The 21,306-nt window shown below is 61.6% G+C and carries 22 protein-coding genes; 10 read left to right on the forward strand and 12 right to left on the reverse strand.

Annotation, left to right across the window (positions count from 1 at the left end):
• The first annotated feature begins 64 nt into the window (after positions 1 to 64).
• Positions 65 to 727 carry a 2-hydroxychromene-2-carboxylate isomerase gene (locus JQ587_RS28340; protein WP_212427499.1) on the forward strand — a complete coding sequence of 221 codons (663 nt, stop codon included), beginning with the start codon at positions 65 to 67 and terminating at the stop codon, positions 725 to 727.
• 865 nt (positions 728 to 1,592) lie between these two features.
• Here JQ587_RS28340 and JQ587_RS28345 read toward each other — a convergent pair.
• From JQ587_RS28345 to JQ587_RS28365, 5 genes are all read right to left on the reverse strand, one after another.
• Complete coding sequence (locus JQ587_RS28345) at positions 1,593 to 2,072, reverse strand: helix-turn-helix domain-containing protein (protein ID WP_212427500.1); 480 nt, start codon at positions 2,070 to 2,072, stop codon at positions 1,593 to 1,595.
• Between the two features lie 112 nt (positions 2,073 to 2,184).
• Entirely contained in the window at positions 2,185 to 2,430 is a 246-nt protein-coding gene (locus JQ587_RS28350) for an SDR family oxidoreductase (RefSeq protein ID WP_212427501.1), read from the reverse strand.
• A gap of 424 nt (positions 2,431 to 2,854) precedes the next feature.
• A complete protein-coding gene (locus tag JQ587_RS28355; RefSeq protein ID WP_212427502.1) occupies positions 2,855 to 4,429 on the reverse strand; it encodes a GMC family oxidoreductase in 1,575 nt (524 codons plus the stop codon).
• 26 nt (positions 4,430 to 4,455) lie between these two features.
• Positions 4,456 to 6,006, reverse strand: a complete 1,551-nt coding sequence (locus JQ587_RS28360; RefSeq protein ID WP_212427503.1) for a GMC family oxidoreductase N-terminal domain-containing protein — start codon at positions 6,004 to 6,006, stop codon at positions 4,456 to 4,458.
• A gap of 29 nt (positions 6,007 to 6,035) precedes the next feature.
• A complete protein-coding gene (locus JQ587_RS28365; RefSeq protein WP_212427504.1) occupies positions 6,036 to 6,590 on the reverse strand; it encodes a gluconate 2-dehydrogenase subunit 3 family protein in 555 nt (184 codons plus the stop codon).
• A 182-nt stretch (positions 6,591 to 6,772) separates the two neighbouring features.
• Between JQ587_RS28365 and JQ587_RS28370 the strand changes: the two genes are divergently transcribed.
• The 5 genes from JQ587_RS28370 (at position 6,773) to JQ587_RS28390 (ending at position 10,552) form a co-directional block, all read left to right on the forward strand.
• The gene (locus JQ587_RS28370; RefSeq protein ID WP_212427505.1) at positions 6,773 to 7,624 is read left to right on the forward strand and encodes a GntR family transcriptional regulator; all 852 of its coding nucleotides are present in this window, start codon (positions 6,773 to 6,775) and stop codon (positions 7,622 to 7,624) included.
• 125 nt (positions 7,625 to 7,749) lie between these two features.
• Positions 7,750 to 8,148, forward strand: coding sequence for a cupin domain-containing protein (locus JQ587_RS28375; protein WP_212427506.1), 399 nt, complete (start codon positions 7,750 to 7,752; stop codon positions 8,146 to 8,148).
• 23 nt (positions 8,149 to 8,171) lie between these two features.
• Positions 8,172 to 9,230, forward strand: coding sequence for an Ldh family oxidoreductase (locus JQ587_RS28380; protein WP_212427507.1), 1,059 nt, complete (start codon positions 8,172 to 8,174; stop codon positions 9,228 to 9,230).
• 13 nt (positions 9,231 to 9,243) lie between these two features.
• Positions 9,244 to 9,642, forward strand: coding sequence for a RidA family protein (locus JQ587_RS28385; protein ID WP_212427508.1), 399 nt, complete (start codon positions 9,244 to 9,246; stop codon positions 9,640 to 9,642).
• Positions 9,643 to 9,649: 7 nt separating this feature from the next.
• Complete coding sequence (locus tag JQ587_RS28390) at positions 9,650 to 10,552, forward strand: fumarylacetoacetate hydrolase family protein (protein WP_212427509.1); 903 nt, start codon at positions 9,650 to 9,652, stop codon at positions 10,550 to 10,552.
• Between the two features lie 15 nt (positions 10,553 to 10,567).
• Here the strand turns inward: JQ587_RS28390 and JQ587_RS28395 are convergent, their stop codons facing one another.
• The 3 genes from JQ587_RS28395 to JQ587_RS28405 are packed head-to-tail and all read right to left on the reverse strand — an operon-like array spanning position 10,568 to position 13,583.
• On the reverse strand, positions 10,568 to 11,521 hold the full coding sequence (locus JQ587_RS28395; RefSeq protein WP_212427510.1) for an amidohydrolase family protein: 954 nt from the start codon (positions 11,519 to 11,521) through the stop codon (positions 10,568 to 10,570).
• Between the two features lie 56 nt (positions 11,522 to 11,577).
• Positions 11,578 to 12,609 carry a Bug family tripartite tricarboxylate transporter substrate binding protein gene (locus JQ587_RS28400; RefSeq protein ID WP_212427511.1) on the reverse strand — a complete coding sequence of 344 codons (1,032 nt, stop codon included), beginning with the start codon at positions 12,607 to 12,609 and terminating at the stop codon, positions 11,578 to 11,580.
• The gene (locus JQ587_RS28405; RefSeq protein ID WP_212427512.1) at positions 12,606 to 13,583 is read right to left on the reverse strand and encodes an ABC transporter substrate-binding protein; all 978 of its coding nucleotides are present in this window, start codon (positions 13,581 to 13,583) and stop codon (positions 12,606 to 12,608) included. Before JQ587_RS28405 ends, JQ587_RS28400 begins: the two co-directional genes overlap by 4 nt.
• Positions 13,584 to 13,996: 413 nt before the next feature.
• Between JQ587_RS28405 and JQ587_RS28410 the strand changes: the two genes are divergently transcribed.
• From JQ587_RS28410 to JQ587_RS28425, 4 genes are read left to right on the forward strand one after another with little or no spacing between them, the layout of a single operon-like run.
• Positions 13,997 to 14,719: an ABC transporter ATP-binding protein gene (locus tag JQ587_RS28410; protein ID WP_349629539.1), complete on the forward strand. Its 723-nt coding sequence runs from the start codon at positions 13,997 to 13,999 to the stop codon at positions 14,717 to 14,719.
• Complete coding sequence (locus JQ587_RS28415) at positions 14,716 to 15,486, forward strand: ABC transporter permease (protein WP_212427513.1); 771 nt, start codon at positions 14,716 to 14,718, stop codon at positions 15,484 to 15,486. The genes JQ587_RS28410 and JQ587_RS28415 overlap by 4 nt, the downstream gene beginning before the upstream one ends.
• A 58-nt stretch (positions 15,487 to 15,544) precedes the next feature.
• Positions 15,545 to 17,125, forward strand: a complete 1,581-nt coding sequence (locus JQ587_RS28420; protein ID WP_212427514.1) for an FAD-dependent monooxygenase — start codon at positions 15,545 to 15,547, stop codon at positions 17,123 to 17,125.
• Positions 17,122 to 17,427: an AraC family ligand binding domain-containing protein gene (locus JQ587_RS28425; RefSeq protein WP_212427515.1), complete on the forward strand. Its 306-nt coding sequence runs from the start codon at positions 17,122 to 17,124 to the stop codon at positions 17,425 to 17,427. The genes JQ587_RS28420 and JQ587_RS28425 overlap by 4 nt, the downstream gene beginning before the upstream one ends.
• A gap of 37 nt (positions 17,428 to 17,464) precedes the next feature.
• Here the strand turns inward: JQ587_RS28425 and JQ587_RS28430 are convergent, their stop codons facing one another.
• The 4 genes from JQ587_RS28430 to JQ587_RS28445 all read right to left on the reverse strand — a co-directional run bounded on the left by JQ587_RS28430 (position 17,465) and on the right by JQ587_RS28445 (position 21,266).
• A complete protein-coding gene (locus tag JQ587_RS28430; protein WP_212427516.1) occupies positions 17,465 to 18,427 on the reverse strand; it encodes a Bug family tripartite tricarboxylate transporter substrate binding protein in 963 nt (320 codons plus the stop codon).
• Positions 18,428 to 18,499: 72 nt separating this feature from the next.
• Complete coding sequence (locus JQ587_RS28435) at positions 18,500 to 19,288, reverse strand: ABC transporter permease (RefSeq protein WP_212427517.1); 789 nt, start codon at positions 19,286 to 19,288, stop codon at positions 18,500 to 18,502.
• Positions 19,285 to 20,148 carry an ABC transporter permease gene (locus JQ587_RS28440; protein ID WP_212427518.1) on the reverse strand — a complete coding sequence of 288 codons (864 nt, stop codon included), beginning with the start codon at positions 20,146 to 20,148 and terminating at the stop codon, positions 19,285 to 19,287. The genes JQ587_RS28435 and JQ587_RS28440 overlap by 4 nt, the downstream gene beginning before the upstream one ends.
• Positions 20,149 to 20,171: 23 nt before the next feature.
• A complete protein-coding gene (locus tag JQ587_RS28445) occupies positions 20,172 to 21,266 on the reverse strand; it encodes an ABC transporter ATP-binding protein (RefSeq protein ID WP_212427519.1) in 1,095 nt (364 codons plus the stop codon).
• Positions 21,267 to 21,306: the final 40 nt, after the last annotated feature.

The raw sequence follows: 21,306 nt of genomic DNA on the forward strand, positions 1-21,306 counted from the left end.
GAGTGAAAATCGAAATGCTGGCTCGCAGCATCGCGTACCGGAGAGATGGTGAGTGTAACGACCGATGATCGAGTTTTTCTTCGACTGCTCAAGTCCGTGGACTTATCTCGCCTTCCACAACATTCAAAAATTGGCGAAGGAGTTCGGCGAGTCGCTTTCGTGGCGGCCCGTGCTGGCTGGCGGCATTTTTAATGCAGTCAATCCAGGCGTTTATGCCTCGCGCGAAAATCCGATCGCGCCGAAAGCGCAGTACATGCTGAAAGATCTCGCCGATTGGGCTCGTTCGGCCGGTCTTGTGATCAAGATGCCACCGACGGTCTTTCCGGTGAACAGCGTAAGGGCGATGCGCGGCTGCGTCTGGCTCGGCAGCGACGAGATGGTCCCGTTTGCGACTGCCGTGTTCGAAGCCTATTGGGGTCAGGACAAGGACATCTCCCAGGATTCTGTGCTGACGAACATTTGCATGAAGTTGGGCATCGATCCTGCGGAATTTTTTCGAAGTATCAACGAAGAGGCGGTCAAGAATCAGCTCAGGCTCAACACAGACGAGGTAATCGCACGCGGCGGCTTCGGATCGCCGACATTCTTCATTGACAGAACCGATATGTATTTTGGCAATGATCGTCTGCCTTTGATCCGCGAAGTGTTGGAGCGTCGGAAGACACGGTGTCATTCGGCCTGCATCTTGCCCCCTAAGCCAGCGAGGGGATCGGCGCCCAAAAATTAGCGGGCTGATTGACAAAGCGATTACGACAAGTTGGGAAGCTCGAGGCGGTGGGCGGCAACGATTTCATCCAAATGCGGAGGCGAACCGCCGGTTTGCGGGCGTAGCTCGAATGATGGGTTTCAGTCCAAGAAGGCCAAAAATGCTTTATTTTTCAATGGAGGTTGACTGAACACTCTCTCCGCCATTTATGCGATTTTGTACCCCACCACGACCTTGTGCGATTTCGCGCGCCGAGGTTCGCTAGCCGCTCCGAATGCGCGCCATCACCAGAGCAATAGCAACGGCGCCGCACCAACCCACCGATCGGTCGCAGAATGCCGCGAGCCCTTGGCGACAAGCCGCGCATCTGGAAAGCTTCGAGAGCGATTGGACCGAGACGATAAATCTCGCGGAATTGCTGCTGCAGACACACCACATTCCATTGCGCGTCGGGCACGGTTTTGCATCGCAGATGGTGAGCTACGGGTGTAAATCGGCGCCGAACAATGACCCTCCGCAGTCATCTGAATCAACGACTTAGCGCGCCGATCGGCGTGAGGACCCCACGCCGATTTACAGATCTCCGCAGCATGCCCCTCGATCCGAGCTGAACGCCGGTCTCCACCCTGCGCTCCCGCCTCACAGGCGCCGGTGCTTCTCCACTCGCTAACCAGTTCGATCGCTGTCGATGGCGCTACGCCGAACCGGTCCAGCGGCGCCCCGACAGCTCATCCCTTCCTCTTCCACAGCCCGAATAATGCGAAGGCGAAGGTCCGGCGAGAGCGCTTTAGCCATGGGGGCTGGCCTCCATCACCGGCCCTCAGGGTGAATTACGATTTGCCTCACAAGGGAATCCCCCTCCGATTCCGCCAGGTCGGAAAATGCGCTAGTCCTTCCGGATCAGTCGCCATCGACCCGGTGTGGTGCCCACCGCCGCCGAGAATACTCTCGTGAAGTGACTCTGATCGGAAAAGCCGCATTTGATCGCAATTTCCGTGAGTGACAATGCTGAGTCTTTCAGAAAGGCCTTGCTTTGCTCGATACGTTGATTCATCAGCCAGCGATGGGGCGGTGTACCCGTGCTGACTCGGAAAGCGCGGGCAAAGTGGGCGGCTGACACGCCGCACTCGCTGGCGATTCGTGCCAACGCGATCTCGCCATCGAGATTCGCGCGAATGAGTGCCTTCGCCGTCCGAAGTTGCCATGGCGCCAATCCGCTGCGGTAAGAGCGATTGCGAGGGTGGCTGACGGCATATTTCTTGAGGAAATGAGTATTGAGCGCCATCGCGACGTGGCCCACGAACAGCTCGTTGGCCTCATGCGGTCTTTCGAGCATCGGCAGAAGGCAACCGCCCAGATGAGCCATGATTGGATCGAGGAAGTTCGCGCCCGCGACAACGTCATATTCAACGCGACCAACATCAAGCTCGTTCGCCAGCTCATTCAGCGCGTTGTGCGGCAGATACAGGTAAAGGAAATCAAAAGGATCCTTCGATGTTGTCGAGATAGCCGGCGGGAATAACCATGAACGCGCGATCGAGGCCCTGGAACGCGCTAGCGTAGGTGGAGGCGTCGGTCATGTCGAAGCGGACGGCTTCGGTGTTTGCCACCGCGGCTTCGCCGCGGGAAGTCGCTTTGACGCACTCGCCTTTGGCGAGGAGCATCTCTACGAGGTAACGACCCGTATTGCCGGTAGCGCCGGTCACCAGGATCTTTTCGGTCATACCGTTCTTTCCATTGCGTATGGCGACGCCTGCGCGAAGCGAAGGTGTGCCTGACCATCGAAAAGGCGGGCGGCGACAAAACGGCTTTGTTCCGCGCGCCGGCGGAGTGCGATGGGCGTGCGCTGGCGGCGCTTTCCTATGTGGAATGGAGCACCAAAGCTCAGAGGAGAATGAATAAAACGCTTTAGACGGTTCATCCGGACGCACCTTTCCCATCGCCTGGAAAAGGACGTGCCGGATGCCCGACGAGTCCGGCCGTACGAGCGTAGCTGCCACCCGGACTACCGACCGGGCCGTGGACTTTTACACGTCCGATCTTATCTCATCGCGCGGACGCGCGAATTGTGAAGCCTCAGTTTGACACGCTCTTAATCCGCGTGTGTGCACGCAAGCGGTCCTGATACCGAGATCACCCCCTGACACCTTAGCGTAGTAGCGTATTCCAAAAAACCACCAGTCTTTCCGCAGATCTCAGCGCCAAGGCACTCACAGTAAAGGTTGGGTTGACCGCACCTTCCGTTGGAAAAAGGCCGGGACCGCCGATCCAGAGGTTGGGGATGTCGTGGGTCTGGCCATAGTCGTTAGTTACCGATGTTGCTGCCGTTGCGCCCATGATGGTGCCGCCGTGAAAATGGATGCCGCCGGGATCCGGGTTGAACCAGGCCGATTTGGCACCGGCCGCAGCCATGATCCGCAATCCTTCCTCGTTCGTGTTCCGCCATAGACCCAAGGCGCTGTCGTCATAGGAGTGAACGACGCGCGCCAACGGGACGCCGAATTCATCCTTCTGGTCAGACAGCACGATCCGATTGTCCGGATTGGGCAGGGCTTCGTTGAGTCCCAGGATTCGCGCCAGTCCGCGCGCGGCAGCTTTCATATGCGCGTGCAAGTCCGCTCCGAACAGCGCGCTGCGTGAATTGGCAAAACCCAGGATGTCGTTCGGCTTCTGGGCGAATCCGATCTGCCACATGGTGCTGCCGAACATGCCGGGGCGCGCATCCTTTGCGTATCCGTCCTGCGACATCAGCAATCCTCCCGTGATGCCCATGTGGTTCTCGACGTCCTCGTCGAACAATCCCCACCCCCCCGAACCGGCATGTGTCATCGCGTAGCGACCGAGCAGGCCGCTCGAATTGGCCAATCCTGTGGGATGCCGATCATGCGCGGAATTCAGCAGAATCCGTGGGGTCTGTACCACGAAGGCTGCGAGAACAACGACGTCAGCCGGCTGTACCACCCTGGCGCGGTCGGGCCCGATGTATTCGACGCCGGCGGCCCGCTCGCCCTTGGAGTCGAGTAGTACGCGCGTGACATAGCTCGACGGCCGGATCTCGGCGCCTGCCTTGATAGCCTGCGGTAAGAACACCGTATTAGCGTTGCCGATCGCGCCGATCGGGCATCCGGCATGACACCAGCCGTCATAGATGCAGGCGGGGCGGCCTTTGTAGTCCGTGCTCAGGACTGCGGAGGGCAAAGGCGCGACCCGCATGCCGAGCTTGCGCATTCCGTCGGCCACAATGTCGGCGTGACGAAATGAACGAAGCGGGGGAAGCGGATAGGGGGCCCCGGGTGGGCGCCAGACTTCGGCGGCGGCATCGCCCGCGATGCCCACCTCGGTCTGGATCCGGTCATAGAACGGGCGGAGATCGTCGTAGGAGATCGGCCAGTCGAGTCCCCGATCGTAGAGCGACTTCATCCGGAAATCGGAGGGCTGTAGCCGCGGCCAATTGGCGAAATGATGGGCGGTCGAGCCACCGACGAGCCAGCCGGAGTTGAAGTTGTGGCCGTAGCGGTTCTTGCCGTCGGCGAGAACCGGCGCGCCACCCCATTTGAGCCGGCGGCCCCAGATCATAGAGCTGATCCACTCGTCCTCGCGGCGATCTGGTCCGTGCTCGAGGACAACGACCTTCTTGCCGCTCTTCGCCAGAGTTGCGGCAAAGATGGAGCCTGCCGCGCCGCTTCCGACGACGACCGCGTCAACCTTGTCCAGATTAGCCATTCGCGTCTGCCTTGGTCTTCCGGAGGTTATTCGACGAGCCCGCCCCAGCGATCGATGATGTGCTCGACGCTTCTCAGCGCGAGCGCATGCACCGTGAATGTTGGATGCACGGCGCCTTCGGTAGTGAAGAGGCCGGCGCCGGCCACGAAGAGGTTTGGAAAGGTGTGCATCCGGCCGTAGCTGTCGGTGATCGACGAGGCTGCATCGCGTCCCATGGGCGTGCCGCCGGCAACGTGGGAGATGTTCGGCGTAGGCCCGGCCCAGACGTCTACGGCACGAGTCTGCCTGAGCGCACGAATTCCCTCGTCACGCGCAAACTCGAATAGCTTGACCGCGTTCTCCTCAAAATTGTGGATCACGCGGGCCCTTGGCAGTCCGAAGCGGTCCTTCTGATCCGACAGCAGAACGCGGTTTTCCGGGGTTGGAATCTCCTCGCAAACCGCCTGCACCTTTCCGACACCACGCGCCGCCTTCCTCATGAATTCGTGCAGCGCCGCGCCGAAAAGAGCTCCGCGCGCGTTCGCAAAGCCGAGAACGTCATTCGGCTTCTGCGCGATGCCAATGGTCCACGTATAACTGCCAAACGCGCCGGATCGGCTCTCTTTGCCGTAACCGTCCTGCGACATCAGCAGCGCAGCCGACAAGCCGAGATGATTTTCAACGTCCTCGTCGAACATGGCCCAGACATTTGCGCCTGCATGGGTCATGATCGCTCGGCCCAAGAGGCCGTTGGGGTTGCCAAGGCCCGCGGGATGTTTCTCCGTGGCGGAGTTGAACAGGATGCGCGGGTTCTCGACGACGAAGGCAGCGAGAACCACCAGTTTCGCCGGCTGCTCGTGCCGTGTTCCTTCGCTGTCATAGTACTCGACACCGACAGCTCGCTGTTGTCGCGGATCCAACAGCACGCGCGTGACGTAGCAGCCGGACCTGATCTCGACTCCCGCCTTGATCGCCACCGGCAAATAAGTCACTTGCGGATTGGCAAGCGCACCGATCGGGCATCCAGCCTCGCACCAGCCGTCGTAGATGCAGGCGGCACGGCCGTCGCGTTCCACCGTGTTGATCGCAACCGGCATCGGCGCCGTGCGGATCCCGATCTTGTGGAAGCCTTCCGCCATGAGCTCCGCGTGCTTGAAGATCCGGGTGGGCGGCATGGGGTAGGGCGCACCCTCCGGGCGCCATGTCTCTGCCAGGGCATCGCCAGCGAGCCCGACTTCCTCCTGAATCCGATCGTAATACGGCCGCAACTCGGCGTAGTCGATCGGCCAGTCGGCGCCCCGTCCGTGGAGCGACTTCATGCGGAAGTCCTCAGGGTGCAATCGTGGCCAGTTGCCGAATTGGTGGAGTGCCGCGCCGCCGACGCCCCAGCCGGCGTTGTAGGCGAAGCCGACCGGATGACGCCCCTCCAGAAGCATCGGCGTGCCGCCCCATTTCAGCCGGCGTGCCCAGATCTGGGAACTGATAAGATCGTTCAAGGTGAAGTCCGGCCCCTGTTCGAGGACCACGACGCGCTTGCCCGCTGCGCCAAGCTTGGCGGCCATCAGGAGTGCAGCGGCGCCACCCCCGACGATGAGCACGTCGGCCCTCTCGCGCGTGGGCGCCGTGCTTACCATTTCGCGCTCGGAGGAATATGCGGCATGTAGGGGATGCCGAGCTTCTCGAAGCCTTCGACGGTTCCGTAGACGACGTCGACTGCGTCGTTGCGCACCACGTAGTAGAAGAAGGGGGAGGGCGGGCCAACCCAGCCGTCGGGCGGACGCTGGCGAATCTGGTCGACGAAAGCGATCTTCGTGTCTTCGGAGAGCCGTGCGAACGGCGCGCCATGTGATTTGGTCGCGGCTTCGTCGAGGGCCTTCAGGCCGGCACGATAGAAATTGACGAACGGCGGGGCGACGTTGACGAGGCGGGCAAGAAGGAGCGCCTCTCCGGGCGACACGCCAAGCTGATGGTCGACGAAATGGGCAATCCCGGCCTCGCGGGCCCCGGGGAGAAGCACGTCGCCGAAGCTCTCCAAGGTCTCGCGTTCGGCCGGTGTGAGAGTTGATAGCGGGATGTCCTGGGCACGCGCCTTCCGCGGCGACAACACCATTTCCCTGCCACCTACGACAAACGCCAGGCCGAGGGCTCCCCCTTGCAATACCACGCGGCGATCGACCATCATATCTCACCTACAGCATCACATGATATTTCAGATGATTGACAGAAGCTTCTGGGGTTGTAAATACATCCGCGACGCACCTGCGGCACAAAGTGTTCTCAAGCACTGCACAAGACGCGCGCGCACCATACTCGCTTCGGATCGACGGTTGCCGTCGCGCCAGATTCGGAGCCGCGGACACTGGCTTGGTTGCCACGCCTGACCCTTGCTCGACGCCCTCCGCCGGTTGTGATATGCGCAACCCTATCAACACATTGCGTGGTCTCGACCAGATGAGCAAAGACAAGTCCGCCGCAAAGCGAGGTTCGAAGCCCACCAAGCGACAGAAAGAGCGTCCCGATCGGTCCGCTTCCCTGGCCCAGCAGGCCTATGAGGCCATCAAGGAAAAGGTGATCACGCTCTACTTCCTGCCGGGCCAATATCTGAACGAGGCGGCGATCTCCGATCTCCTGAAGCTCGGCCGCACGCCGGTTCACCAGGCGCTCCAGCGCCTCCAGCTCGAGGGGTTGATTGACGTCGTTCCGCGCAAGGGTGTGATCATTCAGCCGGATTCCATCGGCAATATTATCGAGTTTCTGGACGCGCGGCTGGTCGTCGAGCCTGAAATCGCCCGTACGGCGGCGTCGCATGCCGCCGCAAAGGACGTCGAGGAGTTGCAGGCCATTTTAGACGGCAATCTGTCGCGTATTGGCGGCGGCGAAATAAATGCCTTTGTCGAATGCGACCATGCATTTCACAAGAAGATTAGCGCGATGTCGGCAAATCGCGTTCTCGGCGACTTTGCCCTTTCACTTCACGAGCGCTGCACGCGCGCTTGGTATCTGAACCTCTGGCAGACACTCGATACGTCGGCCTCGGACAGGCAACATCGCGCCATCCTGAAGGCGATCCGCAGTCGCGACGGCGACGGAGCCGCGAACGCGATGCGAGCTCACCTCAGCAATCTTCGTGAGCGAGTCCTCAAGGTGCTGCACAACGCTCCGAGGGCCGCGGGAGCAATGCCCCTGCGGGCTGGCTCGCTCAAGGACCCGGCCTGACCATCACTGCGGGAGGCGAGGCCGGCAGGCCCGGCAGGGGATTCATCGTGTCGGGGTTGCACAAAAGTATCATGTGAAATATCATGACCTCCATCGAGCCTTGCATGCAGTGAGAGGAACAAGTCATGACACTTCCCGACGGGGCGCCCACTCTGGACGAAATCCTGATCAACACGGCGACCACGCCATGGCGCGAAAAGTCGCTGAAGGGGGTTCATGAGAAGATGCTCTGGCGGAATGAAGCCACCGGGGCGTCGGTGGCGCTGATCAAGTTCGACAAGGGCGCAAGCATTCCCGAGCCGCACTTGCACGCGTCGAACCAGATGATGTTCTGCCTGTCGGGCCACTATGAGTACACGGCCACCGGAGTCGCCCTGAAAGCCGGCAGCTTCTACTGCAACCCCAAGGGCAATGTGCACGGACCGACGCTTGCGCACGAAGAAACGATCGTGATCGAGATCTATGATGGTCCGCACTATCCGATGAAGCCATCCTGGTACACGGATGAGAAAGACGCGCATTGATCGCGGGCGAAAGATCTCGCATCATGCCGAACCACGTTACCATATCGTCGTGCCTGCTGACTGAGTTCGCCGCAGCCCTTCTGGTCACTGCTGGCGCGCCGGCGGCGCACGGCCGAGCTGTCGCAGAGGCGCTCGTCGATGCCGACGTCGAAGGACTGCCTTCGCACGGCCTGATGTTGCTGCCGATGTATCTCGATCGGATCGTGTCTGGCTCCGTTGCTCCTGCGGCACAGGGCCGCATCGTGAGCGATACAGGCTCGCAGCTCGTCATCGACGGGGAGAATGGCTTCGGCCAAGTGATCGGTAATCGGGCGACCGAAATGGCGATCGAACGTGCAGGCCAGTATGGCCTTGCGGCCGTGGCGGTGCGAGACACCTTCCATTTTGGTGCGGCAGGGCGCTTCGCCAAGGCGATGGCGCTGGGCGGCTGCGTCGGCATCGCGATGGCGAACACCAGGCCGCTGCTGCCCGCTCCAGGCGGCATCGACCGAGTCGTCGGCAACAACCCGATTGCGATCGCGGTGCCGACGAAGAAGCACCCGATCGTGCTCGACCTGGCCCTGAGTGCCGGCGCTATGGGCAAGATCAGGCTCGCAGAGAGCAAAGGCGAAACCATTCCCGAGGGATGGGCGTTGAATGCCGCCGGCTCGCCGACGATCGACCCGGCGGAGGCAATCAAGGGAATCCTGTTGCCGGCGGCGGGTCCCAAGGGTTTTGGCCTTGCCCTGTTGATCGACCTGCTTGTCGGCGGGCTCTCCAGTGGCGCGATTGGCGAGGCCGTGCAGCCGCTCTACGGCGATCCGAGCAAACCCTATGGCTGTGCAAACCTGTTTCTTGCGATCAACATCGTCGGCTTTCGTCCGCTTCCCGAGTTTGCCGAAGCAGCCTCATCCTTTGCCGACAAGATTCGCGCCTCGCGCCTAGCGCCTGGCGCGACCGAGATCCGCCTCCCGGGCGACCGCGCTGAGCGCAAGCGGTCTGACTCGGATGGCTCCGTGACAGTCGCCGGCGCCACGCTGGCGGCACTGCGTACGTCAGCCGCACGATTGAATGTCGCGGTTCCAGGCGAAATATCCACCTGATTTGGAGACACTGATGCCCAAGAAGAAGATCACCAGCGCCAAGTTGCGCCAGCCGAACGGTCACTTTTCACAAGCCACCACAATCGAAGCGCAGGGGCACCTGGTGTTCCTGTCCGGAATGACCTCGCGTCGCGCCGACGGCACGATTGCCGGAATTGGCAACATCGAGGAGCAGACCCGGCAAGTCTGCGAGAACCTGAAGGCGGCCGTCGAGGAGGCCGGCGGAACGCTGGACGACATCTGTCGCGTCGACGTCTATGTTCGCAACATGGAGCACTTCGAGGCCATACATAAGGTCCGCAGGCAGTACTTTACGGGGATCGCCCCGGCTTCCACCATGGTCGAGGTGTGCAAGATGACGTCGCCGGACTACCTGATCGAGATCAACGCTATCGCGGTCGTGCAGGGCTGAGCGTACGATGCGATTTGCTACTGTCAATCTGAACGGCAAGGATCGCGTTGGCGTCGTGCAAGACGGCGAGATCGCGCTCATCGGTCAGCACACCGGCGACATGGTGGACCTGATCTCGGCATCCCCCGACGTGAGGAGCGCCGCGATCCGCGGTGCACTCAATGGCGGTGAGCGGATCGCGTACGCAAGCGGTCTCCTGGCCGCGCCGATCCGCCGCTTCCGCCGCGACGTGCTGTGCACCGGATGGAACTACTGGGATCATTTCGAGGAAGGGCGCGGCAAGCGCGAGGGCCAGGAGGTCGATCGGCCGAAGGCTCCGACCTTTTTTACGAAGTCGCCCGATGTCGTCATCGGGCCCGAAGCTCCAATTGCCTATAATGCTCGGATATCTGCCAAGTGGGACTATGAGGCCGAGCTTGCGATCGTGATCGGCAAGACCGGTCGCAGCATTCCGCGCGCCGAGGCCTTCTCCTACGTCTTCGGCTATTGCCTCGCCAACGACGTCTCGCAGCGTGACTTGCAGCGAAGACACGGCGGCCAATGGTTCAAGGGCAAGAGCATCGATGGCACCATGCCGCTCGGCCCGGTCATCGTTACGCCGGACGAACTCGATGTTCCCAACATCCGGCTGCAATGCGAGCTGAACGGCCAGGTGTTGCAAGATGCGGTGGTGGCGCAGATGGCTTTTCCGATCGATGAACTCATCGCCGAACTGTCGTTCGGGATGACGTTGCATCCCGGCGACGTGATCCTGACCGGGACGCCGAGCGGTGTCGGCAACGCGCGCGAGCCTCAGATCTTCATGAAGGAAGGTGACGAGGTGGTCGTGCGAGGCACGGGGATCGGCGAATTGCGCAACCGACTCGTGGCAACCGATCTAGCAGCACGGTCCGACGTCCTGATCGGCTGACGGAGAACTGGGCCTTCAGTTCAGCTTTTCCGGATTGTCGCAGAAAATGCGCTTGCGGACCTGCGAGCCGAGATCAGCAAGTTGGGTGTGCGGGTTCGGCAATCCCATCGGGAAGGGCCAGTCCGACCCGAACAGGATGTGACCGGGGCCGAACACCGAGGTAGCCAGATCGAGTACTGCGGGATCGTGGCTGATGCAGTCCACGCAGAAACGGCGCAGCGCCTTGAGCGGCGGCTCCTTCTCGAGATCGAGCCCCGGCCGCGCGGTGCCGTGGCCGCGGTTCCAGCGCCCGGCGAGCGCGGCGGTCACGCCGCCAGCATGGGCTAGACAGACCTGGATCCCTGGGTAGCGCTCAAGCACGCCGCTGAAAACCAGGTGGGACGCGGCGATGGCAGTCTCGACGGGGTTGCCGAGAAGGTTGTGGAGATAGAACGGATCGAGCCGCGTATCGCAGCCTTCGCCTGGGTGAAGGAACAGAAATCCCTTCATCGCATCGAGCTGTGTCCACAGCGGGTCGTAGGCAGGCGCCGAGAGTGCGCAGCCTGGTGCTCCGGCGGCCATGGCAAAGCGCCGTTGCCCCGCCAATTGCGCCGCGCCGACGATCTGCGCCGCCACCTCGGGATGCTCAACGGGCAAATGCAGCAGTGGAGAGAAGCGCGCCGGCTGTGCCCGCGCAATCGCGGTCAGTTCCTGGTTCAGCGCATTGGCCCAGCGTAGCGCTTCGTCGGCGGCGAGCTGCTGGCGGTAAACCGGCGGCGGGACGGAAATCCAGGCGTGTTCAACACGATGCTCGTCCATCCAGGCGAGCAGCGCTCCCGGTTTGAACAAGTTGGTCAGTCCGATGGTGTGGCCATCGACCGTAAGCTTTCTGGACGAAGAGTCCCAATTTACGCCGGCAAAGGCGGACAGTGAGGCGCCGTCGGAGGCGACCAAATGCGCATGAACGTCGAGACGGATATTTTCAGTCATGGACTATGATTCTCACGGGTCATTAGGAGCACCTAAGTTGCCAGCATGCCTTCGCGCTATTCGACCGCAATTCCTGCCTTGGTCACGATCTCGCGCCATGTCTGGCTCTCACCCTGGATGCGGCTTGCGAGCTCGGCCGACCCGCCGGCAGTTACCGTCACCCCGAGCTCGGCAAGGCGACGTGAAACGTCCTCGTCTTTAAGCAAGGTTACGGTGGCCGCTTCCAGCCTGGCGCGTACCGGCTCCGGTGTCTGTGCGCTGACGAGCACGGCGAACCAGGCGCTGCTCTCGAAGCCGGGAAATCCTGCATCGCTGACGGTTGGTATGCCGGGCAGCAGCGCAGCCGGTGCGGACGTCGTCACGGCCAATGGGCGAAGTTGGCCAGATTGAATCTGCCCGAGAACGCTCGGCAGATTGTCGAACATGAGGTCGACCTGGCCGGAAACGAGGTCAGTGACGGCGGGCGCGCTGCCCTTGTAGGGGATGTGCACGATGTCGATGCCGGCGCGTTGGCGGAACATTTCGCCGGTCAAATGTCCGTTCGAGCCGTTGCCTTGGGAGGCGTAGTTCAGCTTGCCGGGCCTGGTGCGGGCTAGGGTGATCAGCTCGGCTACGTTCTTCGCAGGAAGTGCCGGGTTTACGACCAATACGTTCGGGACCAGTCCGGTGCGCGTTACCGGTGCAAGATCGCGCCCGACATCGTAAGGAAGGTTGCGGTAGATAAGCGGATTGATCGTGAGTGCGCTCGATGCAACGGCCAACAGCGTATAGCCGTCGGCAGGCGCCTTGATCACGGCCATGATGCCAATGCTGCCATTGGCGCCGGGCTTATTCTCGACGATGACGGGTTGCTTCCAGCTGTCAGAGAGCTTTCGTGCGATCAACCGCGCGATGATGTCACTGGTGCCGCCGGCCTGATATGGCGAGACGATGGTGACCTGACGGTTCGGGAACGCCTCATCCGTAGCGCGGGCTGCCTGCGACGAGAGCGATGCCGCAGCAAGGGAGCCGGCGAGCAGGCGCAACATCGCCCCGAGCGGTCCTCCGCTGCGCGCGCCCCGGCGCAAGTTGATCGTTTCCGCCTTCATGGTAGGATCGGTTCCTGCGGGAGAAAGCCCGGTACGTAGATCTGGTCGGCCGTAACCTTGTCGCCTGCCACATCAATGTTCTTGTTGATGAAGTCCACCGTCGACTTCATGCGCTCCGGTGCAATATAGCCGAGACCGTGCTTCTTGACGTCGTCACTGATTGCAACGCGGCGCAGAATGCCGATCTCCTCGACCACGATTTGCGGATCTAGTGCCTTGACATATTGCAGCTGGATGCGGGCGGCTTCCTCGGGGTTCTCGAAGGTGTCTTTCCATCCCCGCAGCGACGCCTTGACGAACTTGCGGACTAGGTCGGGGTTCTCCTTCAGAAACGTCTCGTTGACTCCGATGGAGTTGGCGTAGATCTCCAAACCAAAGTCGCCCGCGAACAGGCATACCGGCTTCGCGTCGGTTACCGCGCGTCGGATCGCCGGTTCGCTCATTACGAAGGTATCGATTGCCGCAATCTTGTGCGCGGCAAGCATTGGCACGCGCGCGGATCCGTCGATGTTCACGATCTTCAATGTCTTGCTGTCGACACCGTTCATTTCCATGAACGCCGCCCAGATCTTCGGCACGAAGGATGCCGTGCTGGAGCCAAGCTCGATATTGGCGAGCTTCTTGGGACTGTCGATATTAGCCCCCGGATCGAGGCTGAACACGCAGTAGGGAGGTTTCTGATAGTTTGCCGCAACGATCTTGACCGCTGCGGCGTTGCTGCCGGCGGCCACAAGGCTCGGCACGTCGATGAAGCCGAATTCGGTCGTGCCGGTGGCCACCGAACGAATGGCGTCCGCCGTGCCCTTCGAAGGCAGAATCGAGACATTCAACCCCTCTTGCTTATAGTAGCCCTTGTTGAGTGCGACGTACCACGGCGCATGACGGCCCAGACTGATGAAATCGAGGATGAACTTGACGTCGCGCTCCTGCGCCGATGCAGGACCGCCCGCGTACAACAGCACCACCGCGATCATGAAGCTTGAAATTCTCGACATGCGCTTCTCACTCCTCGGAACGGACCCAAAATTGACATTGAATATATCATAAGATATTTCACAAGAAATGTACATTGAGCTTGGGGGCAATCGAGTGAATAGAGACATATCGAGGACTTCAATCCCGCTTGCGCGGGACCGGACCTGGTGATCGGCTTGACTGCAAGATACGCAAGAACCGGACCAGATCTGGCGAAGGCGGCCGCACGCCGTGCTCTTGCCGGGGAGCCTGCCCCGACTGCGGCGAACTATCGCATAAGTTCGATCGCGGCCGCGCTCACCCCTTGTCACTCCCTGCCCATCGTAGCGCAGCCCTTTTCACCATGACATTCGGTTCGATCAGAAGCGTCCGAAAGACGTTCCCGCCGCAGGAAGCATACCGCGAGCCGGTCGTGGCGCTCGATGATGCTAGCTTCGAGTTTGCCAGGGGCGAACTGGTATCCTTCCTTGGACCCAGCGGCTGCGGCAAGACCACGCTGCTTCGCGTCATCGCCGGACTGATCCCGAAGACGTCCGGCACGGTCTCGATCGACGGCCGCGAAGTAAACGAGCCGCTCGGCAATTATGGCTTCGTGTTTCAGGCTCCGAGCCTAATGCATTGGCGCAGCGTCCTCGACAACGTTCTGTTTCCAATGGAGATCCTGCGAAAGAACGATGCGGCAGCCCGCAAGCGAGCGGTCGAGTTTTTGGATCTGGTCGGGCTGTCTTCGTTCCTTTCGGCGCGTCCACATCAGTTGTCCGGCGGCATGCAGCAACGCGTCGCATTGTGCCGTGCGCTGATTCATCAGCCGGCTCTCTTACTTATGGACGAACCATTTGGCGCCTTGGACGAATTCACCAGGCTGGAGATGAACGACCTGCTGCTGAGGATCAGGAAAGAGACCGGCGCGACAGTGCTGTTCGTGACGCACTCGATTTCCGAGGCGATCTATCTTTCGGATAAGGTACTCGTCTTCAGTCGGCGGCCCGCGCGGGTCGCAAAGGAGATATTGGTGGATCTACCGTATCCGCGCGCGCAGCAGCTGCGGTTTCACGAAGACTTCACGGCACTGGAGCGCGTCGCCAGCGAGGCGCTCGGCGTCATTCCCGCCGCCTCCGCAAGTGGAGCTCAATGATGCGCCAACAGCTTTCCCGGGTGGGGTATCCGCTTGTTGGTGTCGCGGTGATCATCCTGGCCTGGATTCTCATTTGCTGGATCGGGCGGCTTCCGACGGTCGTGCTTCCGACACCCGACAAGGTCGCCGCCGCGTTCGTGACCCGCTTTCCGCTCCTGCTGAGCGAGGGCTGGATCACGTTCAAGGAGACGCTCAGCGGTTTCGTGCTCGCGATCGTGGTCGGGCTGCCGATTGCGGTGGCCATCGCGAATTCGCGGCCGCTCAACCTGATGTTCTATCCGATCCTGGTCGCATTGCAGTCTGTTCCCAAGGTCGCGCTGGCTCCCATCGTGATGATCTGGCTCGGCACTGGGATCGAGTCGAAGCTCGTTATCGTCTGGCTGGTCGCCTTTTTTCCAATCATCGTGGATACGACCGCCGGGCTTCGCTCCACGCCGCGCGAACTGCATGAGTTGGCGCGCAGCCTGCGTGCTACCCCGCTGCAGATATTCATGAAGATCCAGCTCCCCGCAGCGCTTCCGTTCGTCATGACGGGGGCCAAGGTGGCGATGACCCTCGCCGTCATCGGCGCGGTGATCGGGGAGTTCGTAAGCTCGAGCGAAGGCCTTGGCTTTCTCCTCTTGACCGCGACGTCGCAACTGGACACGCCGCTGGCCTTTGCCGCCCTGTTCGCTCTTTCGCTACTTGGGGTTATCGCCTATCTCCTCGTCGAGGTGGTCGAGATGCTCGTTGCACCCTGGCTTCCGCCAACTGCTTCTGGACATTGAGGCCAATGGGCGCCCATTCGATTTCGTCGCCAGCCGTTCGGCATCGGATGAGGTTCAGATGAAGCCTGTCCTGATCGTCGGCGCAGGCCCCGTCGGTCTTACCACCGCACTCGCGCTGGCGTTCTATCGCGTGCCGTTCATGCTCTTCGAAGAGGACGGTTCGCTGTCGAGGGATACCAAGGCTGGGACCATCCTGACGCGGACCTTGGAGGCGTTTCGCCGCTACGGCGTCGCCGACGACGTGCTGAAGGCGTCCTTGCGTGTTGACGAAATCGGCGACATCGAACGTTCGTCCGGTAAGATGCGTCCGTCTGTGGAGACTGCTTTACTGCGGGATGACACGCGTTATCCCTTCGTCGTCAACCTGCCCCAGCATCATCTCGAGCCCATCCTTCATCGCGCGATCGAGAGGCGTGCTCCGGGTGCGACTTACCTCAGGCATCGCGTGGAACGATTTGTTCAGGAGGCCGACGGCGTAACGGCGACTTTCGATACTCCTTTGGGCCAGCGGACTTTCGAAGGATCCTACCTGCTCGCCTGCGACGGCGGACGCAGTACGATCCGAGGCGCGCTGAATATCGCGATCGAGGGTGAGACGCTGTCTGCCCGCACGTTCCTGGCCGATGTCCGCGCCGACCTTGATGTCGCGACGCCTCGGGACTACCCCTATCTCGCCTATTTCGCGGACCCAGCGGAGTGGATGGTCCTGGTCCGGCAGCCGCATTGCTGGCGCTTTTTGTTCCCTCTCACGGGGGACGCGGACGAGCCCACACGACAGCAGCTTGCGGACAAGGTCAGGGCATTCGTCGGAGCCGTCGGTGATGTCGAGATCCTGAATACCATTAGTTACCGCATTCACCATCGGATCGCGTCGACATGGCGCGTTGGGCGTGTCTTCCTGATGGGCGACGCCGCGCACCTGATCACTCCGATGTGGGCTCTTGGTCTCAACACCGGAATTCTCGACGCGATCAGCTTGCCTTGGCGACTTGCCTGGGTCACGCGCGGCTGGGCGGATGACGAACTGCTCGACGGTTATGCGCATGAGCAGTATCTGGTGGCGGCAAAGGGATCCGGTGAGATGGCCGAAGCCGCTCGTCGCTATATGCTGGGCGAGCAGGGCGGTGTCGAGACGATGTCCGGCGATCGATGGGCCAACGCCATGACCCGGACCATGCTCGGCGTGCGCCTCGATGTCGGGCAAAACGGCGAGTGGTCGATGGTGCGGACCGCGCAGGGCCGGCTTTGTGTTGGAGATCGCATTCCCGATGCAGAGGTCCACTGTTCCGAAGGGCGGTCGGTTCGTCTGCACCAACTGGTGGACGATACCTTTCTCTGTCTCCACTTCGCCGACCCACGTCGGCGCCCAGCTCTCCCCGCCAATCGGCCGGGGCTTCGTCATCTGCTGGTCTCGCGTCGAGATGCCCCGTTCGATTCGGGCCTTAGACATCGGAGCCTGCTGGATGTGGGAGACACCTTGCGGGCGCGCCTCGGTTGCTCCATCGATACCACGGTGTTGATCCGGCCCGACGACCATGTCGCAGCAATTCTTCCTATGACCTCCGCTATTGATCCGGTCCATGACCGGATCGTCAGACCCGTTCGACGAGACGTTCAAACATCAGGAGCATGTCCATGACGACCCGCCAGCTTGGCCCAATCGGTGACAAGATCATTTTTGAGAACGACGAGATCAGGGTCTGGAGTCTTCATCTCAAGCCTGGCGAGCGTCAACCCTGGCACCAGCATCTGCTGCCCTATCTCGTAGTGCCGATCACACACGGCAAGAACAAGATGATCTTCGACGACGGTCGGGAAAAAGACACGATCGAATCGCCGGGTGAGGTGCTGTGGCGTGAGCCCGGGATTCCGCACGAGTTGATCAACAACAGTGACTGGGAATACAGCAACGTGTTGGTCGAGGTGAAGCTCAAGACGTAGTCGGCTGCGCTGGAGAAGCGGTCGGACAGCAGTCCGTCTACTCGGCGCGGATGTTCGCACTCTCGATGGTGTCACGCCAGCGTCGATCGTCCTCGCGAATGAACGCTTCGAACTCGGTGCCACTGCGCAGGTCTCCTTGTGCGCCTTGTTCGCCGATACGGCCAGCGAACGCGGGATTGCGACGGATCTCGGTCGCTGCGTCCGTCAGTTCCGCGCGGATGGCGTCCGGCAGCGCCGCGGGGCCGAGCAGGCCATACCATGTGCCCACCTCGACACCGGGAACGCCGGCCTCCGTCAAGGTCGGCACGTCCGGCGCAGATGCCATTCGCGCCGGCGACGTCACTGCGAGCGCGCGCAGCGTGCCGGCCTGCACTTGGGGCAGCAGTTGGGGCACGTTCTCGAACATGTAGTCGACCTGTCCGGACAACAGATCGTTCATCGCGGGAGCACCGCCGCGATATGGCACGTGGACAGCCTCGAAGCCCGCCTGGAGGCGGAACAATTCACCGATCATGTGGACCGACGTGCCAATGCCGGGCGAGGCGAACCGGAGTGCGTTCGGTTTCGATCGCCCGTGCGCGACGAGATCCCTCAGAGTCTTCGCCGAGTCGTTTGCATTGACGACCAGAAAGCTCGGCACTTGGCAGATCAGCGCCAGCGGCGTGAAATCACGTGCCACCGCATAGGGCACCGTCTTCATCAGATGAGGGCCGATGGTGAGCGGCCCGCCGGCGGTGTACAGCAAGGTCGCGCCGTCCGGCACCGCCTTGGCGACCGTCGCGCAGCCAAGCGTACCGCTCGCGCCTGCCTTATTTTCGACGACGAAGGTCACGGCCAGTCTCTTTTGCAGCTCCTCGCAGAGCAGGCGCGCGACGATGTCAGCGGTGCCGCCCGCGGCATATGGTACGACCACCATGACCTGGCGCTTTGGATAGGCGATCGCCGTTCCGCCGCTTCCGGAAAGCAGCGCGCCCAGTGCCAGCACGCTTCGCCGGCTCAACAGTCGCCTCGGCGAAGGATGGGACAAGGTCGTCATCTACTGATTCGATTCTCTGCTGAGATCACGATGGGGTTATGCCGTGGGCAGGTTCGCGCGGCGCAGCCCCTGCACGGCCAGCGTCAGCGCAAAGCCAAAGGCAACAAGCACGGACGAGACCGCCGCGACGACGGGATCGTTGACGTCGTAGAGGTATTTGTAGATCGCTACGGGTAGCGTGATCTGCTCGCGCTGGGTAATCAGCATCGATATCGTGAACTGGTCGAACGACACGATGAAGCCGAGCACGCCGCCGGCGGCGAGGCCGGGCACCAGCGAAGGCAGGATCACGTGGCGGAACGTCTGAACGGAAGAGGCGCCAAGCAGTTCCGAGGCCTCCTCCATTTGCGGGTTGAGATCGTGGATGCTGACGAGCACGGTTCGATACATGAATGGAAAGACGATCACGACATGCGCGAGCAGGAGCCCGGTGAACGTATCGATCAGGCCCGGTGGATTGAAGAAATGCAGTAGGGCGATGCCGAGGATCAGATGCGGCACGATCAAGGGCGACAGGAAGGTCAATTCGATCGCGCGCGCGACAGGACGTTCCTTGAGGCGCCGAATGGAGAGGCCGCCGCCGATGGCAAGGACAGCGGCGATCGCCGTCGCGATCGTGCCGAGGGCGACGCTGCGGATCGCCGGGACAAAAAACTGACCTCCCTCCCAGGCTTGCACATACCATTTGAGGGAGAAGCCTTGCGGTGGAAATGTAAAGTAGGAGCGGTCGCTGAAGGAGAACAGGATAATTACCATCAGCGGTAGGAACATGAAGATATAAGTGCAGGCGGCCGCTATGCGCACCGGTAGCGAGGTTTGCGTCATGTTGTCGCCTTATCCTGATAGCTCCGGATGAAGTGGCGCTGAAGCGCGTACAGGCAAGTGACGGCAAGCAACAGAATTGCACTCGACGCGGTCGCGCGCGGCAGATCGAACAGGACAAACGCGTCGGTGTAGATCGTCACCGACAGGTAGCGGATGGCGCTTCCACCGAGCATGAGAGGCGTCACGATAGCCCCGAGCATCAGGCTGAACACCAGGACCGATCCGGCAATGAGGCCGGGAACGGTGAGCGGGAGGGTGACGTCAAGGAATGTCCGGATCCTGCTGGCACCGAGAATGCCTGCGGACTCGATAAGCCTCGAATCAAGGCCGTCGAGCGAGGTCGTCAGGGACAGGATCATGAAGGGCAGAAACACCTGGGTTGCGCCGATGACCATCCCGAGCAGATTGCCCGACAATGGCAGCGGTTCGCTGGTGATGCTGGTTGCGATCAGCACTGTATTGATCAGGCCGCGATTGCCGAGCATGAGCAGCCAGCCGTAGCTGCGCACTACCGTGTTGATCAGCAGCGGAGCGGTCACCAGGAAATAGAGAAACGCCCTGTGCCGCGGTCCCGCGGCCGCGATATGGAGTGCGACCGGAAATCCGAAGAGCGCGCAGAGCATCGTGACCAACGCGGCTGCGGCGATCGTCTTGTAGAACAATTCCGCGTATTGAACTGAGCCAAGGAGCGCACGGTAGTTCTCCAGGGTGAAGCCTGGCTGCAGGATGCCGAAATCCTGGTGTCGAAGGCTAGCGTCGAACATCTGTGCCAGCGGCGCGGCAACCAGCGCTGCGGTCGCCGCGAGCGCGGGGGCTCCCAGCAGGAGCGCCGTGAACGCGACACGGCCACGTGTGCGCATGGGACGACTCGACGATATCGAACTCATCCCGCCTCCATGGGAAGGCAGACCTCGGCACCGCGGACTTCCGCGCAAATGGCCGCGCCGCGATGCAGCGCGAAGTTCGGGCGCCCGATCAGGCGCGCCTTCAATTGGTTGCCAGCCGGCCCCTTCAGTAGGACGAGTGTAGTGCTCCCCTCATTGATAACCTCCTGGACGTTGGCAGGCAGCCCGTTCCGGCCATCGGGTGGCACGAGCGCGACCTGCTCCGGACGAACTACCAGTCGAAACCGATCGAACGGCGAAGGGTGTGCGATCGTCACCGGCGCGGCGTTCGGCCAGTCGTGCACGACCGCGAGCCTTCGGTTGCGCCCGCTGATGCCGCACGACAGGAGGGTTACGTCCCCGACGAAATCGGCGACATAATCGTTCGCCGGCCGACGATAGATATTCTCCGGCGTGTCGAGCTGCTCGATGCGGCCATCTCGCATCACGGCTATTCGGTCCGACAGAAACAGCGCCTCTTCCTGATCGTGGGTCACAAAGAGGAAGGTCATGCCGGTCGCGCGGTGGATGCGCTTCAGTTCCGCCTGCAACTGCCGACGCAGCTTCAGGTCGAGCGCGCCGAGCGGCTCGTCGAGCATCAGCAGCGATGGCCGGGTTGCCAGCGCGCGGGCCAGGGCGACGCGCTGCTGCTGGCCTCCGGAAAGGGCCTTCGGACGTCGGTCTGCGACGTGCGGCAGGCTAATCAGCTCCAGCATCTCGCGGACCCTGTCCTCGATCTCGGTCTTGGATTTTCCGGCGACCTTCAGCCCATAACCGATATTCTCGGCCACGCTCATGTGGGGGAAGAGCGAATAACTCTGGAACACCATCCCAAGTCCGCGCCGCCGCGGGGACTCATGCGTGACGTCGCGACCGTCGATCATCACCGTGCCGCCGTCATTCGTCTCAAGTCCGGCAATGACCCGCATTAGCGTGGTCTTCCCGCAGCCGGAAGGACCGAGCAGGGTCAGGAACTCGCCGTTGTGGATGTCGAGATCAATGGCGCGCAGCGCGCGATGGCTACCGAAGGACTTGTCGAGTCCCCTAGCACGGACCTTGAGCGGAACGGGCGATGTGCTGGGGGGGCCTGGCATCGTCGAGCATCACAGTTTGAGAAATTTTACATATCATCGT

The organism is Bradyrhizobium manausense, assembly GCF_018130615.1.
GTDB lineage: Bacteria > Pseudomonadota > Alphaproteobacteria > Rhizobiales > Xanthobacteraceae > Bradyrhizobium > Bradyrhizobium manausense_A.

What these genes read in the sequence shown, in the direction of transcription:
- JQ587_RS28400 (WP_212427511.1), bottom strand. Translation starts at nt 12,609, where the DNA reads ATGAAGGCGGAAACGATCAACTTGCGCCGGGGCGCGCGCAGCGGAGGA.
- JQ587_RS28395 (WP_212427510.1), bottom strand. Translation starts at nt 11,521, where the DNA reads ATGACTGAAAATATCCGTCTCGACGTTCATGCGCATTTGGTCGCCTCC.
- JQ587_RS28445 (WP_212427519.1), bottom strand. Translation starts at nt 21,266, where the DNA reads ATGCCAGGCCCCCCCAGCACATCGCCCGTTCCGCTCAAGGTCCGTGCT.
- JQ587_RS28435 (WP_212427517.1), bottom strand. Translation starts at nt 19,288, where the DNA reads ATGACGCAAACCTCGCTACCGGTGCGCATAGCGGCCGCCTGCACTTAT.
- JQ587_RS28340 (WP_212427499.1), top strand. Translation starts at nt 65, where the DNA reads ATGATCGAGTTTTTCTTCGACTGCTCAAGTCCGTGGACTTATCTCGCC.
- JQ587_RS28420 (WP_212427514.1), top strand. Translation starts at nt 15,545, where the DNA reads ATGAAGCCTGTCCTGATCGTCGGCGCAGGCCCCGTCGGTCTTACCACC.
- JQ587_RS28440 (WP_212427518.1), bottom strand. Translation starts at nt 20,148, where the DNA reads ATGCGCACACGTGGCCGTGTCGCGTTCACGGCGCTCCTGCTGGGAGCC.
- JQ587_RS28405 (WP_212427512.1), bottom strand. Translation starts at nt 13,583, where the DNA reads ATGATCGCGGTGGTGCTGTTGTACGCGGGCGGTCCTGCATCGGCGCAG.
- JQ587_RS28380 (WP_212427507.1), top strand. Translation starts at nt 8,172, where the DNA reads ATGCCGAACCACGTTACCATATCGTCGTGCCTGCTGACTGAGTTCGCC.
- JQ587_RS28355 (WP_212427502.1), bottom strand. Translation starts at nt 4,429, where the DNA reads ATGGCTAATCTGGACAAGGTTGACGCGGTCGTCGTCGGAAGCGGCGCG.
- JQ587_RS28365 (WP_212427504.1), bottom strand. Translation starts at nt 6,590, where the DNA reads ATGATGGTCGATCGCCGCGTGGTATTGCAAGGGGGAGCCCTCGGCCTG.
- JQ587_RS28390 (WP_212427509.1), top strand. Translation starts at nt 9,650, where the DNA reads ATGCGATTTGCTACTGTCAATCTGAACGGCAAGGATCGCGTTGGCGTC.
- JQ587_RS28345 (WP_212427500.1), bottom strand. Translation starts at nt 2,072, where the DNA reads ATGGCTCATCTGGGCGGTTGCCTTCTGCCGATGCTCGAAAGACCGCAT.
- JQ587_RS28385 (WP_212427508.1), top strand. Translation starts at nt 9,244, where the DNA reads ATGCCCAAGAAGAAGATCACCAGCGCCAAGTTGCGCCAGCCGAACGGT.
- JQ587_RS28415 (WP_212427513.1), top strand. Translation starts at nt 14,716, where the DNA reads ATGATGCGCCAACAGCTTTCCCGGGTGGGGTATCCGCTTGTTGGTGTC.
- JQ587_RS28425 (WP_212427515.1), top strand. Translation starts at nt 17,122, where the DNA reads ATGACGACCCGCCAGCTTGGCCCAATCGGTGACAAGATCATTTTTGAG.
- JQ587_RS28350 (WP_212427501.1), bottom strand. Translation starts at nt 2,430, where the DNA reads ATGACCGAAAAGATCCTGGTGACCGGCGCTACCGGCAATACGGGTCGT.
- JQ587_RS28375 (WP_212427506.1), top strand. Translation starts at nt 7,750, where the DNA reads ATGACACTTCCCGACGGGGCGCCCACTCTGGACGAAATCCTGATCAAC.